The sequence below is a fragment of the Streptomyces sp. NPDC086549 genome, assembly GCF_044746205.1.
GTDB lineage: Bacteria > Actinomycetota > Actinomycetes > Streptomycetales > Streptomycetaceae > Streptomyces.
Genome location: NZ_JBIVBS010000028.1, coordinates 1 through 12259, shown reverse-complemented (window position 1 = coordinate 12259; position 12259 = coordinate 1). Strand labels below are relative to the sequence as shown.

Genomic DNA, 12259 nt, shown 5'->3' with positions numbered 1-12259 from the left:
CCGCGCGGGCAGCCCGTCACCTGTCCCCGCCGGGCACGGCCGCAGCCCGTGGTGCATCTGGCAGTCCCGGATCAGCGCCCTTGCATCAGCGGAAGATGCCGGTGTGCCCCAGCGAGTAGCGGCCCGGCTGCGGATAGACCGCGAGGCCGTGCGGGCCACTGCCCACCCTGATGCGGGCGAGCTGTTCACCGGTCGTGGTGTCGATGGCGTACACCTCGGAGCTGTAGCGGCCGGACAGCCACAGGACCTTGCCGTCCGTGGAGACGCCACCCATGTCGGGGCTGCCGCCGTACGGCAGGCGCCACTTCTTGGTCAGCCGGCCCTCCTTGAAGTCGAACACGGAGATGGTGCCCTCGCCCCGGTTGGAGATGTACATCTCGCGGGAGTCACGGCTGATGTAGAGGCCGTGCGCGCCCTTTCCGGTGGGCATGAGGACGGCTTGGAGAAGGTGTCGCCGTCCAGGACCCAAAGGCCGTGGGCCATCATGTCGGCGATGTAGAACTTCTTGCCGTCCGGAGAGATCTTCACGTCCTGCGGCAGGACCGGCAGTCCGCTCCGGGTGCCGTGGAGGACGCCGGCGAGTTCGCGGACCCCGGCGCCGACTTCGTGGACCTGACCATGATGCGGCTGCAGCTGTCCGGGCAACGCCTGGAGACCGCGCGTGCGACGCGCTGGCTGGAACCGGACGAGGGGAGTCTGCTGTCGCTATGGTGGCTGGAGTGCGCCGTCTTTAGGTCCCAGGACGGCACGACGTGCTGCGGCTGCCTGCCGGCCGGGATCGTCTCGATGACCTTGTACGTCTTCGGGTCGATCAGAGACACGGTGTCGGAGTTGGTGTTGGGGATGTACACGCGGGACGGGAAGTCCTTGACCGCCGGCGAGAGCTGGTTCGGGCGGTCGGCCGCTTAGAGGTCGTTCGGGTCGAGCACGGGCGGCATGCCTCTCAGGCCCCGGATCCTCTGTTGCTTAGCGGGGGCGGGGGGGGGCTTGGAGGCGAGGGCCTCGTCCTTGTGGGGGATTGCGCTGCTGCAGTCGGCGAGCGCGGCGAGGGCGACACCGGTGATCAGTAGGAGGGCGGTGGCCGTGGGATGCATCAGCTCAGCAACTCCCTGGTGGTCACCGCGCGCAAACCGCGTCGGTCGAGTCGGTGGAGGAAGCCGGGTAGGCCATCGGCCGTATCCGCGTGCCCGAAGTGCATGTTCACCACGGATTCGTTGCGGATCTCGCCGATGGCCTTGCACTTGGCGGCAGGGGCGACGTGGAAGGCCACCCGCGATGCCGGTCGGGAGCGCCGGGTGGACGTTGGACCGCCTGGAGGGCAAGCGGGCGGCGAACGCACCAGCCGCGGCCGGTCCAGCGTGCAATGCCGAGCGACGGTCGGGCACCGTACGCGCGCTGTCCGTTGCGCGATACGACGAGGTGGGACGGATGTGGGACGGGAGTGCTCACCTCGACCATTTAAGGGCGGATCGATCAGAACATCGGTCATTTGACCGTTTGGGGAATGTGCCGGGTCGCGAGGACGGGTGACGGGCTGACGAAGGCCCGCCGTGGTCGCCGTCGCCGTCAGGACGGCGGGGCGGCGGATGCCGCACGGCAGTCAGGATGAGTTCAGGTAGTCCGTGGCACGGTCGGGTCTCATGGCATACGAGACATCAGAAACCACGGCGGCCTCATCGGTCGACGCCGTGGCGTCCTCGGGCCGCCGGTTGCGCTGGAACAAGGTGCCCGAGGTCACCGTCTACTTCTGGATCATCAAAGTGCTCTGTACGACAGTCGGCGAGACCGCTGTCGACCTGCTCAACGAGAAGGCCGGGCTCAGCCTGACCGGTGTGTCGGTGCTGATGAGCGCCCTGCTGGCGGTCGTTCTGGTCGTGCAGCTCCGCACCACTGCCTACCGTGCCGGCGTGTACTGGCCGGTTGTCGCGCTGATCAGCGTCGTCGGCACGCTGATCAGCGACAACCTCACCGACAACATAGGCGTGCCGCTGGCGACCAGCACCACCGCCTTCGCGATCATCCTCGCGGTCGTCTTCGTGGTCTGGTACCGCCGCGAGCGGACGTTGTCCATCCACAGCATCGACACCACAGGCCGTGAGTCCTTCTACTGGCTCGCCGTTCTGTTCACGTTCGCCCTCGGCACGGCCGCCGGCGACCTGGTCTCCGAACGGATGGACTTCGGCTACTGGCTGTCCGCGGTCCTCTTCGGCCTGGTCATCGCCGCGGTCGCCCTCGCGCACTTCGCGCTTGACCTGGACGCGGTGTGGAGCTTCTGGATCGTCTACGTCCTCACCCGCCCCCTCGGCGCGTCCGTCGGCGATTACCTCTCACAGCCGACCGGTGACGGCGGAGTGGGTCTGGGCACCGTCGTCACGAGCGCGCTGTTCCTCAGTGTCATCCTCGGTCTGGTGGTGTATCTGGCGGTGACCCGGACGGACATCGCGCAGCCGCAGCAGACCGCGCGCCACGCTGTCTGAACAGGGACGGGGCAGGCGTGCAGGATGTGTTCAGGCTGACGCTGTCAAGGTCGTGAGGTGTGATCGTTTTTTTACCGCGATCACCCCGCCAGCAGGGCGGTGGCCTCTATTGCGGGATGGTCGCCCTGTTATGCGACCACACGAGGAGCCCCCCACCTTGCAGCAGCCGAAACCCCGCTCCAATGGACACGTCGTGAGCATGCCGACGTCGGTGATGAAGAAACTGCCCGAAGTCACCCTCGCCTTCTGGATCATGAAGATCGCGGCGACGACACTGGGTGAGACCGCCGGAGACCTCTTCTCCCAGACCCTGAAACTGGGCTACTTCTTCACCACGATCGTCCTGTTCCTGATCTTCGTGGTGACGCTCGTCGTCCAGCTCTGCTCCCGCCGCTACAACCCGTTCTTCTACTGGACGGTCATCCTGTCGACCAGCATGGCCGGCACCACCATGTCCGACTTCATGAACCGCGATGCCAGCACCAAGTACCTCTCCAACGGCGCCACTTCACTCGGCTGGGGACCACAGGGCCTCGGCCTCGGCTACCCGGCCGGCGCGGCGATCCTCGTCTCGATCCTGATGGTCATCTTCGCGGTCTGGTGGCTGAGCGGGATGACCTTCCAGATCCGTGACATCGTCACCTTCCGCGGCGAGGCCCTGTTCTGGTCGGCGATCCTCGTTTCCAACACCCTCGGCACCTCCATGGGCGACTTCCTGTCCGACAGTTCCGGGCTCGGCTACGCCGGCGGCGCGCTGCTGGTGACTGGGCTGCTCGCCGTCCTGGTGGCCCTGATGGGGGTGCCGGTGGTGCCGAACGTCCTGCTGTTCTGGATCGCGTTCGTCCTCACGCGCCCGCTCGGTGCCACCGCGGGTGACTTCCTGACCAAGCCGGTCGCCAAGGGTGGTCTCAACCTCGGTACCCCCGGTTCCTCAGCGGTCCTGCTGGCCGTCCTGCTCGGCCTCATGGCCTACGCGCACGTCCAGGAAGGCAGGACCCGCAGCGAGCGGGCGTAGCCGCTCAGCCCATGGGCAGATCGGCCAGGAAGCGCGCCCCAGGACTTTGACCGGGGTCGTGGGACACCTTGCCGCCGACGGCACGGGCAAGGCGCCGAGCGGGCGGCAGTCCGAGGCCCGCGCCGTCGTGCCCGTCCTCGCGATCGGCGCGGCGGCCGGGCTGGAAGAGATCGCCCAGGAACTCCTCCGGTACCCCGTCTTCTTGCCCGCCTCTAACCCTACAAGCAGTAGTGTTGGTGTCCTCCTACGAGCTGTAGAGGGTCCGATTCCGTGGCGTGCGACGACGAGAGGTGCAAGATGACCGACGGCTCGAACGCCACGAGGACCGGTGTCCCTCGCACCGGCCGCCCCTCGCAGACCATCCGGACCCGGCGTGCGCGGGGCGAGCCCCGGCTCGGGGCGGTCGCAGCCGCCTTCACGCTCGCCCAGCTCGTCCTCGCACGGCCGGATCTCGGTCTCGGCTGGGACGAGACCGTCTACGTCAGCCAGGTCAGCGGTCACGTTCCCGCCGCCTACTTCAGCGCGCCCCGCTCCCGCGGTATCTCACTCCTCGTCGCGCCGATCGCATCGTGGTCCGACTCCACCGCCCTGCTCCGGATCTACCTGGCCGTCCTCTCCGCCCTGGCCCTCTACTTCGCCATGCGGGTATGGCGAGGTCACCTCGGACCCGGCGTCCTGGCCTTGGCCGGTGCCCTGTTCGCCTCGTTGTGGGTGACGCTGTTCTACGGCCCCCAGGCCATGCCCAACTACTGGGTTGCCATCGGCGCCCTGGCCTGTGTCGGCTGCTTCCTGCGCGCTTGCGTGAACGCACGGGACCGGGCGGCCTGGTGGGGTCTCTTCGCGGGCGCGGCGCTGATGGCAGGGATGCGCCCCATGGACGCGGTCTACGTCGTGCTGCCCCTGCTCGCTCTCTCCGTGCGTCGCCCGCGTCTTCTCGTCGTGCTGGTCGTGGGGCTGGTGGCGGGTGCCGGCGAGTGGGTGATCGAGGCGTATGCGAGCTACGGCGGCCTCGCGCAGCGCCTGTCTGCTGCCTCCGCCATCCAGGGCGGTATCGGCTGGCACCTCGCGGTGGTCGATCAGCTGCGCAGTCTCGGCGGACGTACTCTGTGCCGGCCCTGCACCGGGTCGGCCCCCAGCCCGGTGGTGACCCTGTGGTGGGCGGGGCGGCCGTGGGCGAGGGCGAGCAGGGTCAGGCGCCACAGCAGCAGGGCCGCGCCGATCCACAGCAGGGCGGGGCCGAGGAAGGCCCAGTACGACACGGAGATGCTGGGGACGCCCTCGGGGGCGAGGACGAGTGCGTACTGGTTGCCGGAGGAGGCGCGGAAGACGAGCCACGAGCCGATCAGGAGGGCGAAGTCCAGGCCGTAGCGCATCCACCAGGGTGATCGGGTGCGTCGTACGTCCTCCTGCTTGCGGGTGTCGGCGACGGTGACCGTGCGCAGGTCCCGCAGGGCGGGGACGAGGACCGCACCGGCGGCCACCGCGACCCCGAGCACGAAGGCGACGGCGTACCAGACGGACCAGGTTCCCGCGCTCGCGCCGAAGGAGGCCGTGCCGAAGGCGAGCCGGCCGGTGAGGGCGCCGATGCCCAGCCCGGCCAGACCTCCAGCGAGGCCGATCAGGGCGGCTTCCAGACCGGCGAGTGCGGTGATCTGACGGGGCCGCAGACCGCGCAGCCGCAGCAGCCCCTGTTCCTGACGGCGCCGTTCGCCGCCGGCCGAGGCGACCGCCGCCGTCAGCGTGGCGGCCAGCACCGCGCCCGGCACACCGAGGAAGAGGAAGAGGATCTGGGCGTACAGGGCGTCCTGGCGGGCCGAGTCGAGCGCTGCGCCGACGTTGTTGCCGACCAGGGCCGTGCCGGCGGAGCGGGCTTCGAGGTTGTGGGCGGCGCCGGTGACGGCGGAGTACGCGGAGGCCGGGCCGACGACCGCGAGCCGGTCCCCGGCACGGATCTCCAGGTCGGCCCCGTGCACCGGCACGACCGCCTGAGGCCCCCGGCCGAAGGTCAGGGCCGCGTCCGCGCAGCTGACAAGTACCTCATCCGACGGCATCGTGTGCCTCCTCGTGGTCCTGCCGCCGGGTATCGGTGGCCTTCCCGTTTGTCAGGGTGATCACCCGGTCCGCGATGCGGACCGCTTCTCGGCTGTGCGTGACGATCAGCACCGCGCACCCCTCCGCGGCCCGCTCCCGCAGCATTGCCAGGACCAACTGCTCTGTCTCGCCGTCGAGTTCACCGGTCGGTTCGTCGGCGAGCAGGACGGCGGGCGAGTTGGCCAGCGCGACGGCGAGCCCGGCCCGCGCCAGCTCTCCGCCGGACAACTGGCGCGGCAGGGCGTGCGCTCGGTCGGCGAGCCCTACCCGAGCCAGCAGTTCCTCGGCCGGGACGGGGGCCCTGCGGCCCTGCGCCCGCTGCGGCAGGCGGACGTTGTCCCGCACGCTGAGGTGCGGCAGCAGGTTGCGGGTCTGCAGCAGCACGCCGATGTGCCGGGCCCGCAACCGGGCTCGCTCGGTCTCGGGCCGATGGCTGATCCGTACGCCGTCGACGTGGACCTCGCCGCCGGAGGGCTCGTCGAGTCCGGCGGCGCCAGGCGTCGGGGGCAGCGTCGCCGGTGGCGCTCAGGACGCCGGCATTGGCCATGAGCAGCAGGACCAGGTCCCGGCTGGTGAAGTCCTCGCGCAGGTCTCCGCTGTCCTGGGCGCGGGCGATGAGCTCCAGGAAGCCCTGATACGCCTCGGCGCGACACGCCTCCAGGGCCTCGGCCCCAGGCAGGCTCATCGTCAGGATGTCGGCGAAGCCGCGGTCGGCGGCCTGCATCGCGCAGACCGTCTCGATGTAGCCGCTGAAGCCGCGCCACGGGTCGGGGCCGGCCAATGCTTCGGCGGTGGCTTGCACGTAGGCGTCCATCCGGTCCGCGAAGACGGCCGCGACCAGTTCTTCCTTGGTGGGAAAGCGGCGGAACATCGTGGCGATCCCCACCCCGGCCTCCCGCGCGACCGAGGCCATCGACGCGTTCAGCCCGTCGCGGCCGAACACCGTGCGCGCGGCGGCGATGATCCGCGCCCGATTGCGCTCCGCATCGCTGCACAGCGGATAGCCCTATCCATCTCTACTTCGCGGAAGGCTTCCCATGCCCACTATCGCCATCGTCGGAGCCGGCCCGCAGCTGGGCCTCGCCATCGCCCGAACCTTCGGCTCCCACGGCCACAGCGTCGCCCTGATCTCCCGCAACCGCGCCAAGCTCGACGACCTCGTCGCCAAGCTGGCCGCCGACGGCATCACCGCCGCCGCCTTCCCCGCCGACGTCCTCGACCGCGACGTCCTCACCGGGGCATTGCAGCACGCCGCCACGCACTTCGGCGGCATCGACGTCCTGGAGTACTCCCCGGTCGGCGGCATCGACTCCACCACCCTCACCACCCGAGCGCGACCGAACCGGCGCACGTGCAGCACGAGATGGACTTCCAGCTCTACGGGGCCATCGCCGCCACCCAGGCGGTGCTGCCCGCGATGCGGAAGGCCGGCGCCGGCACCCTGCTGTGCACCACCGGCGCCGGATCCATCGACCCGGTACCGCAGGTCGGCAACGTCAACGCCGCCGCGGCGGCCCTGCGCAACTGGGCGATCAACCTGCACAAGGAGCTGGCCGGCAGCGGGGTCCAGGCCGCCCACGTCGGCATCGACGTGTCCATCGGCATGTCGGTCGTCCCCGGCTTCCCGACGGCCCAGCCCGAGGAGATCTCCCCGGTCTACTGGGAACTGCACACCGCCCACCGCGACAAGGCCGAACGCGTCTTCAGTCGCTGACACCACGCCCCGCCAACCCTTGATCGTGCCGCGGCGGAGATGACCGCGGCACGATCAACGAGGGCAGCAGCCCCAAGGCCCCGCCAATGTGTCCGCGAAGCCCCGTGAACCCAGCCCGGGCTTCGCCGCTGACATGCTCCGAAGCCATGACGGCCTCTCAGGAGGCGACGGACGGCACGGACTTGCTCGTCGCCGAGCCGCTCGTCCGGACCGAGAACAAAAGTCGGGTACGCGCGGGTGTCGACCGGCGGGTAGAAACTGGAGCGGCAGCTCGACGCGCTCACCGCCGCTGGTTGCCGGAAGATCTTCGCGGACAAGAAGTCCGGCAAGGACGCGCTCCACCCCGAACTGAAGGCGAGCCACACCTTCCTCGACGTGGGCGACACGCTCGTCGTCCCCTGGCTCGACCGCTACGGCCGCAGCCTCCAGGACCTCATCAACATGGTCGCCGAGCTCCGCGAGCGAGGCATCGGCTTCACCTCGCTGCACGAGAACCTCGACACCACCACTCCCGGCGGGCGGCTCGTCCTCCATGTCTTCGCCGTACTCGCGGAGTTCGCGCCGGCGCCCGAGGGACTGCCGCGCTCGCCCTACGTCCATGGCGGGGCGGACCATGCGAACTCGGCGTGCGTTGCCGGGACATCCGGCGCGTGTGGTGTGGATGTCCCGGCGGTGGGCGGGGTCAGCCGTGGCCAAGTTTTTCCGGAGTTCCGTGTTTCGTCGCAGAGTTGGGCGTTGTTCGGAGCGACAACAGAGGCCAGTGCGCTGGAGAGGCGGTCCAAGGTCACCGGCCGCCTGCTGTGCTCGTGGGCCCCGGCGCTTGGATGGGCCCGTACGGCACGAACCGGGTGCCGGAGCCTGAGGTGTCCCTGCACGGCTGGGGCCTGGCCGTCGCGGACGGTGCGGCGATGCCGCTCTCGCGGCCCGCGGGTGAACGCGGACGGAACGCGCTCGCCCAGCGCGGCCATATTGTCTCCGCCACGCAGCTGAAGCGGGAGATGTAAAGAGCCTGTTCCTGAATCACTGATGGCGGGTGCAGCGGGGCGAACAAGACCTCCGGGCTGCATGTTTTCATATTCATCACATGATCGTCACGAGTGCTGCACGATGTGCGGCCTTGTGCGAAACTCGCTGCTCACCACCTGACCCGCGGCGCGGAACTCTGCCTCAACCGCACATCCGGCAACCGAGGAAGGACCGCGCCGACAAGGTTGCTTGCAAGATCACCGACGCGCCTCGTGCGCGTCGGTGACCTGAAAGAAAGAGAGACATCACATGGGCAAGCGCGTAGCGCTGTCTATCGCCGCTGCGCTCGGAGTCATCGGCTTCGTGGCTCCGGCTGCTTATGCCGACGGCGGCTCGGGCGACACCGAGATCCTGGGTGCGAGCGTCAACGACGGTTCGTCTGTCGTCATCGGCACCACGAATGCGAAGACCTTCGACGTGACGATCTATGCCTACGACGACTCGGGCCTGCTGTCGGCGGACACCACTCTGGAGGGCCCCGGGGCCGGGTTCGCCGACGACGAGACCATCTGTGAGTCCGACAGTGAGTGCACGCACTCGTTCACCTTCGACCCCCGGGTCGACCTGGACAACAGTCAGGCGGGAACCTGGTATGTCGGCTCCTGGGTGGACGCTCTCGATGACGACTACCGGTGGGACGAGCGTATCGACAGCTTCCGTGTCAAGCGTGCGAGCACGCTGACGACGAACGCGTCCCCGGAGCCGGTGACCAAGGGCAAGACCCTCACCGTCACGGGTACGCTCAAGCGCGCGAGCTGGGACGACTACCAGTACCACGGCTACACCAGCCAGCCGGTCAAGCTCCAGTTCCGCAAGAAGGGCACCAGCACCTACACCACCGTGAAGACGGTGAACACCGGCAGCGCCGGCGCCTTGAAGGCCACGGTCACCGCCTCCACCGACGGGTACTGGCGGTGGAACTTCGCCGGCACCACGACCACTGGCGCCAAGACCTCCACCGGCGACTACGTCGACGTGCGGTAAATGCCGCGCGCCTGGGCGCGACCACCAGACCCTGCTGCGCGGCACCATACCCCGGCCCGCTGTCAGGGCGGGCGGCGAGGGTGGTCTGTTCTGCGGGGCCGATGGTGAGCTGGTAGCGCGTCTTTGGCTGGCCTCTGATCCGCGCACCGTCACCGCCGGGCGCCGTCCGGTCATGGAAGTTGCAGCGGCGCCGGCCGGGTCACCGAGGGTGCGCAGGATGCAGTATGTCGCCGCTGGCCAGGTTCGCTGGTGGCGAGGGCCGCCCACCGGCTGCATGGATGCCTCAGTAAGCGGGCCGCCTGGCTCCACCGACCGTCCACGGCGTTGTGGCTGTTACCGGCCGCGCCACAGGCGGTGGAGGTGCGCGGTGTCGGCATGGAGGACGTCGCGCAGGACATCGGGGTCGTCGGGGACGATCAGACCGAGGCTGGCGGCGGACTGCCGGTACGCCGCCACGGCGTCAGGGTCGCCGGCCGCCAGCAGCGTGGACAGGGGCGGATGGTCGGTCGCGGTGGCGCGGTCGACCAGGAGCAACACTCGCGCCTGATCGGGGGCCGTGGGCCCGGCGCTGGTTCGGCAGGTGCGTCAATGTCGCGCGTCGGCGCCGCGCCGGACCGTGCCCGGGCTGCTGAGTCGAGGATGTGCAGCTGAGCGTCGGGCTGGCAGTGGCTGCACGCCCGCAGTCCTGTGGCGAGCAGCCGGCGGGCTTCGTCGCGGCTGACCGTAGGGCGTCGCTTGCCCGCCATGCGGCAGTCGCCGACGTGAACCTGGACGGGCGGCCGACCCGTGCCGATGCCGAGTTCCACGATCCAGTCCGCAGGCCGTGGACGGTTGCGCCGGCCGCGATCCTCTTCGGCCTGCCGCCGCTGAAGAGCTGCGATCTTGCGGTCGATGCGCTCCACCCACGGGGCGTGCCAGACCCGCATTCTGTGGAATCAACGTTGTCAACAGCAGAGTGGCTGCTGCAGCGCCAGATGAGCCGTCAGCTCCTTGGACAGCGCCCGCCATCCACCGGCAGCTGGACGATCAGCGCCCTCGGCCTCGACCGGGAACCAGTTAATCAGCGCGCCGCCGTGGAAGCTGGCCCAGACCAGACTGAGCGGCCGCCAGCCGGAGGAGGCTCACCCCGCACCGATCCCCGTCCACGGCCACCACGCTCTCCTGGCCAGCATCCTCGGCAACCTCCTCGACAACGCCGAACGCCACGCCGCCAGCACCATCACAGTCCGTCTTACGTGCGACGCCGAACACCGGCAAGCTGTCCTTGAGATCCTCGACGACGGCCCAGGCATACGCCTAGAACATCACCAGAGGATCTTCGAACGCTTCAGCCGGCTCGACGACGCCCGCACCCGCGACGACGGGGGTGCGGGGCTGGGGCTCGCCATCGCAGAACGCATCGCCACCACGCATCACGGCACACTCGCCGTCGTCCCAAGCCCCCAGGGCGCCCACTTCCTCCTGTACCTGCCTACAGGAACTCCGCCGCCGTAGGACCCGTGAACGGCCAAGGCGCCGCGCGGAGCAGGACGTCGGCAATGACAACCTCGCCGTCGAAGGCAGCCTGATGGATGGGATGTTTGCGGCATCCGCCGGGGATTCCCGCCATCCTGTGAAAGGGCGCCATGACGGGAGCATGCGAAGGTGAATTGTCAACTGCCCGGCCAGGAGGACGCGGACGTTCTCCGCCGGGCCCCAGCCCTGACGCTCCGCCGTGAAATCTCCGCCTTGAAAGCGTCGGCTTCTGCCAGCGGCACGGCCGTGTCACCGATCGTCGGCGTCGCGCACGTCTTCTCCCTCGGTGCCGAGGCGAGCCTCCGCTACACCAGCGCAGTGACCGAATCGGAAGCAGAGCAGGCGCCGAACACCCGCTGATCTTGAGTTCTACTCCATAGGGAGCCGTCGTCGGCCCTCAGGGGTGAAGGTGAAGGTTTGACGGAAGGGCCCCATTCCGAAGCGCACTGCAAGCAGGAGGGCCTCTTCGTGCTCAGGTGGCCATGATTGCTCGGCTCCCGGAGCACTGCCGTTCCAGAGATGGAAGGACACCATCGGTTCCTCCGAGTTGCCAGTCAGGTAGCCCAGGGTCTTGCCGTAGTAGGGGTTGTTGCTGCCGAACAACATGGACGGGGTACCGAACTCGTCGACGACGTCACTCCACACGCGGTCCTCTCCCGCCCACTGGCGGACCGCACCCTGCAGCACTGCGTATTCGTCACGGCCCAGTACGCGGTTCGGCTTGAGCCAGCCGTGGCGGTGCGCGAACTCGGCATACACCGAGGCAATGCCGTACTCGTAGTAGCGCTCCGGGATCAGATCGCGGAACACACCCGCGACGCCGGTGCTGGACCAGGCGCCACGCTCCTCCCAGACCCCCTGCTGCTCGGCCAATGCCTCGGGCTGGCACTCCACGAACAGCAAGTGATCCATCAGCATGCGCAAGGCCAGCTCCGACTCCCTCCCAAACATTCCGGGACGTCGCAGGGCGAGATTCAACTGATCAATGAGATACGCACGTATCTCGTCGGAGGCTGCAAGCGATGTGGAAGTAGGCACCCCACAGTCTCCCGCAGATGTCGCCGGATCGTGGTCATGGGCTGACACCCAGCCACTCTCCACCTGAGGATCCAGGTTCGTCGCCCACTATCGGCTCCGCTGCGGCAACCGGCCTCTCACGCGGCAGGGTCGCCTTCGAATCCTTGAGTTCGCGCTACTGAGCCTTCAGATTTCCTGAACCCACGGAAGTTCGGCATCGATGCCTTGTATGCCTGCCTGGAGTTGAGGGCGCGCACGAGCTTCGCCGACTGGACCGTCGTCACCGCCATCGCGCTGTCCATTCTCCAGCAGGCCGGCGACCATGAGTGGCTGTTGTCGTACCGATCTTGAGGCTTGTCGATCGAACGGGAGTCCCGATTAGGTGATCGCGGAGTGTTCGGCGCATACAAGTAGGGCCTC

The 12259-nt window shown here is 68.7% G+C and carries 12 protein-coding genes and 7 pseudogenes; 10 read left to right on the top strand and 9 right to left on the bottom strand.

Annotated elements, in window-relative coordinates:
• Window positions 1–85: 85 nt before the first annotated feature.
• Together ACIPSA_RS46815 and ACIPSA_RS46810 are read right to left on the bottom strand one after the other, a co-directional pair.
• Window positions 86–1094, bottom strand: a pseudogene (locus tag ACIPSA_RS46815) (beta-propeller fold lactonase family protein).
• A complete protein-coding gene (locus ACIPSA_RS46810) occupies window positions 1094–1270 on the bottom strand; it encodes a hypothetical protein (protein ID WP_402647233.1) in 177 nt (58 codons plus the stop codon). The pseudogene ACIPSA_RS46815 and the gene ACIPSA_RS46810 overlap by 1 nt, the downstream one beginning before the upstream one ends.
• A gap of 370 nt (window positions 1271–1640) precedes the next feature.
• Here ACIPSA_RS46810 and ACIPSA_RS46805 point away from each other — a divergent pair, with 370 nt between their 5' ends.
• Together ACIPSA_RS46805 and ACIPSA_RS46800 are read left to right on the top strand one after the other, a co-directional pair.
• A complete protein-coding gene (locus ACIPSA_RS46805; RefSeq protein ID WP_402647230.1) occupies window positions 1641–2477 on the top strand; it encodes a hypothetical protein in 837 nt (278 codons plus the stop codon).
• A 199-nt stretch (window positions 2478–2676) separates the two neighbouring features.
• Window positions 2677–3492, top strand: coding sequence for a hypothetical protein (locus ACIPSA_RS46800; RefSeq protein WP_402647410.1), 816 nt, complete (start codon window positions 2677–2679; stop codon window positions 3490–3492).
• Between the two features lie 4 nt (window positions 3493–3496).
• Here the strand turns inward: ACIPSA_RS46800 and ACIPSA_RS46795 are convergent.
• Window positions 3497–3688 (bottom strand): annotated as a pseudogene (locus tag ACIPSA_RS46795) (ATP-binding protein); the annotation flags it as partial.
• Window positions 3689–3789: 101 nt separating this feature from the next.
• Between ACIPSA_RS46795 and ACIPSA_RS46790 the strand changes: the two are divergent.
• Window positions 3790–4662 (top strand): annotated as a pseudogene (locus ACIPSA_RS46790) (hypothetical protein); the annotation flags it as partial.
• Here the strand turns inward: ACIPSA_RS46790 and ACIPSA_RS46785 are convergent.
• The 3 genes and pseudogenes from ACIPSA_RS46785 to ACIPSA_RS46775 all read right to left on the bottom strand — a co-directional run.
• Entirely contained in the window at window positions 4569–5543 is a 975-nt protein-coding gene (locus ACIPSA_RS46785; protein WP_402647228.1) for an FtsX-like permease family protein, read from the bottom strand. The pseudogene ACIPSA_RS46790 and the gene ACIPSA_RS46785 sit on opposite strands and share 94 nt — an antisense overlap.
• Entirely contained in the window at window positions 5530–6021 is a 492-nt protein-coding gene (locus tag ACIPSA_RS46780) for an ABC transporter ATP-binding protein (RefSeq protein ID WP_402647408.1), read from the bottom strand. Before ACIPSA_RS46780 ends, ACIPSA_RS46785 begins: the two co-directional genes overlap by 14 nt.
• A gap of 106 nt (window positions 6022–6127) precedes the next feature.
• Window positions 6128–6496, bottom strand: a pseudogene (locus tag ACIPSA_RS46775) (TetR/AcrR family transcriptional regulator); the annotation flags it as partial.
• On the opposite strand from ACIPSA_RS46775, the gene ACIPSA_RS46770 reads away from it, so the two are divergent.
• The 6 genes and pseudogenes from ACIPSA_RS46770 (at window position 6435) to ACIPSA_RS46745 (ending at window position 9307) form a co-directional block, all read left to right on the top strand.
• Complete coding sequence (locus ACIPSA_RS46770) at window positions 6435–6587, top strand: hypothetical protein (RefSeq protein WP_402647433.1); 153 nt, start codon at window positions 6435–6437, stop codon at window positions 6585–6587. The pseudogene ACIPSA_RS46775 and the gene ACIPSA_RS46770 overlap by 62 nt on opposite strands.
• A 33-nt stretch (window positions 6588–6620) precedes the next feature.
• Window positions 6621–6806, top strand: a pseudogene (locus ACIPSA_RS46765) (SDR family NAD(P)-dependent oxidoreductase); the annotation flags it as partial.
• 128 nt (window positions 6807–6934) lie between these two features.
• On the top strand, window positions 6935–7297 hold the full coding sequence (locus tag ACIPSA_RS46760) for a hypothetical protein (RefSeq protein WP_402647430.1): 363 nt from the start codon (window positions 6935–6937) through the stop codon (window positions 7295–7297).
• Between the two features lie 258 nt (window positions 7298–7555).
• Window positions 7556–7795: pseudogene (locus tag ACIPSA_RS46755) on the top strand (recombinase family protein); the annotation flags it as partial.
• 308 nt (window positions 7796–8103) lie between these two features.
• The gene (locus tag ACIPSA_RS46750) at window positions 8104–8301 is read left to right on the top strand and encodes a hypothetical protein (protein WP_402647225.1); all 198 of its coding nucleotides are present in this window, start codon (window positions 8104–8106) and stop codon (window positions 8299–8301) included.
• A gap of 271 nt (window positions 8302–8572) precedes the next feature.
• Window positions 8573–9307, top strand: a complete 735-nt coding sequence (locus ACIPSA_RS46745; protein WP_402647222.1) for a calcium-binding protein — start codon at window positions 8573–8575, stop codon at window positions 9305–9307.
• Window positions 9308–9640: 333 nt separating this feature from the next.
• Here the strand turns inward: ACIPSA_RS46745 and ACIPSA_RS46740 are convergent, their stop codons facing one another.
• The gene (locus ACIPSA_RS46740; protein ID WP_402647428.1) at window positions 9641–9841 is read right to left on the bottom strand and encodes a hypothetical protein; all 201 of its coding nucleotides are present in this window, start codon (window positions 9839–9841) and stop codon (window positions 9641–9643) included.
• Between the two features lie 119 nt (window positions 9842–9960).
• Window positions 9961–10233, bottom strand: a pseudogene (locus ACIPSA_RS46735) (DUF6233 domain-containing protein); the annotation flags it as partial.
• 64 nt (window positions 10234–10297) lie between these two features.
• On the opposite strand from ACIPSA_RS46735, the gene ACIPSA_RS46730 reads away from it, so the two are divergent.
• Complete coding sequence (locus tag ACIPSA_RS46730) at window positions 10298–10801, top strand: sensor histidine kinase (RefSeq protein ID WP_402647220.1); 504 nt, start codon at window positions 10298–10300, stop codon at window positions 10799–10801.
• A gap of 390 nt (window positions 10802–11191) precedes the next feature.
• Here ACIPSA_RS46730 and ACIPSA_RS46725 read toward each other — a convergent pair whose 3' ends face one another.
• Entirely contained in the window at window positions 11192–11860 is a 669-nt protein-coding gene (locus ACIPSA_RS46725; protein ID WP_402647218.1) for a hypothetical protein, read from the bottom strand.
• Between the last annotated feature and the right edge of the window lie 399 nt (window positions 11861–12259).

Coding starts and splice junctions, on each gene's coding strand:
- ACIPSA_RS46805 (WP_402647230.1), top strand. CDS start 1,641: ATGGCATACGAGACATCAGAAACCACGGCGGCCTCATCGGTCGACGCC.
- ACIPSA_RS46800 (WP_402647410.1), top strand. CDS start 2,677: ATGCCGACGTCGGTGATGAAGAAACTGCCCGAAGTCACCCTCGCCTTC.
- ACIPSA_RS46785 (WP_402647228.1), bottom strand. CDS start 5,543: ATGCCGTCGGATGAGGTACTTGTCAGCTGCGCGGACGCGGCCCTGACC.
- ACIPSA_RS46745 (WP_402647222.1), top strand. CDS start 8,573: ATGGGCAAGCGCGTAGCGCTGTCTATCGCCGCTGCGCTCGGAGTCATC.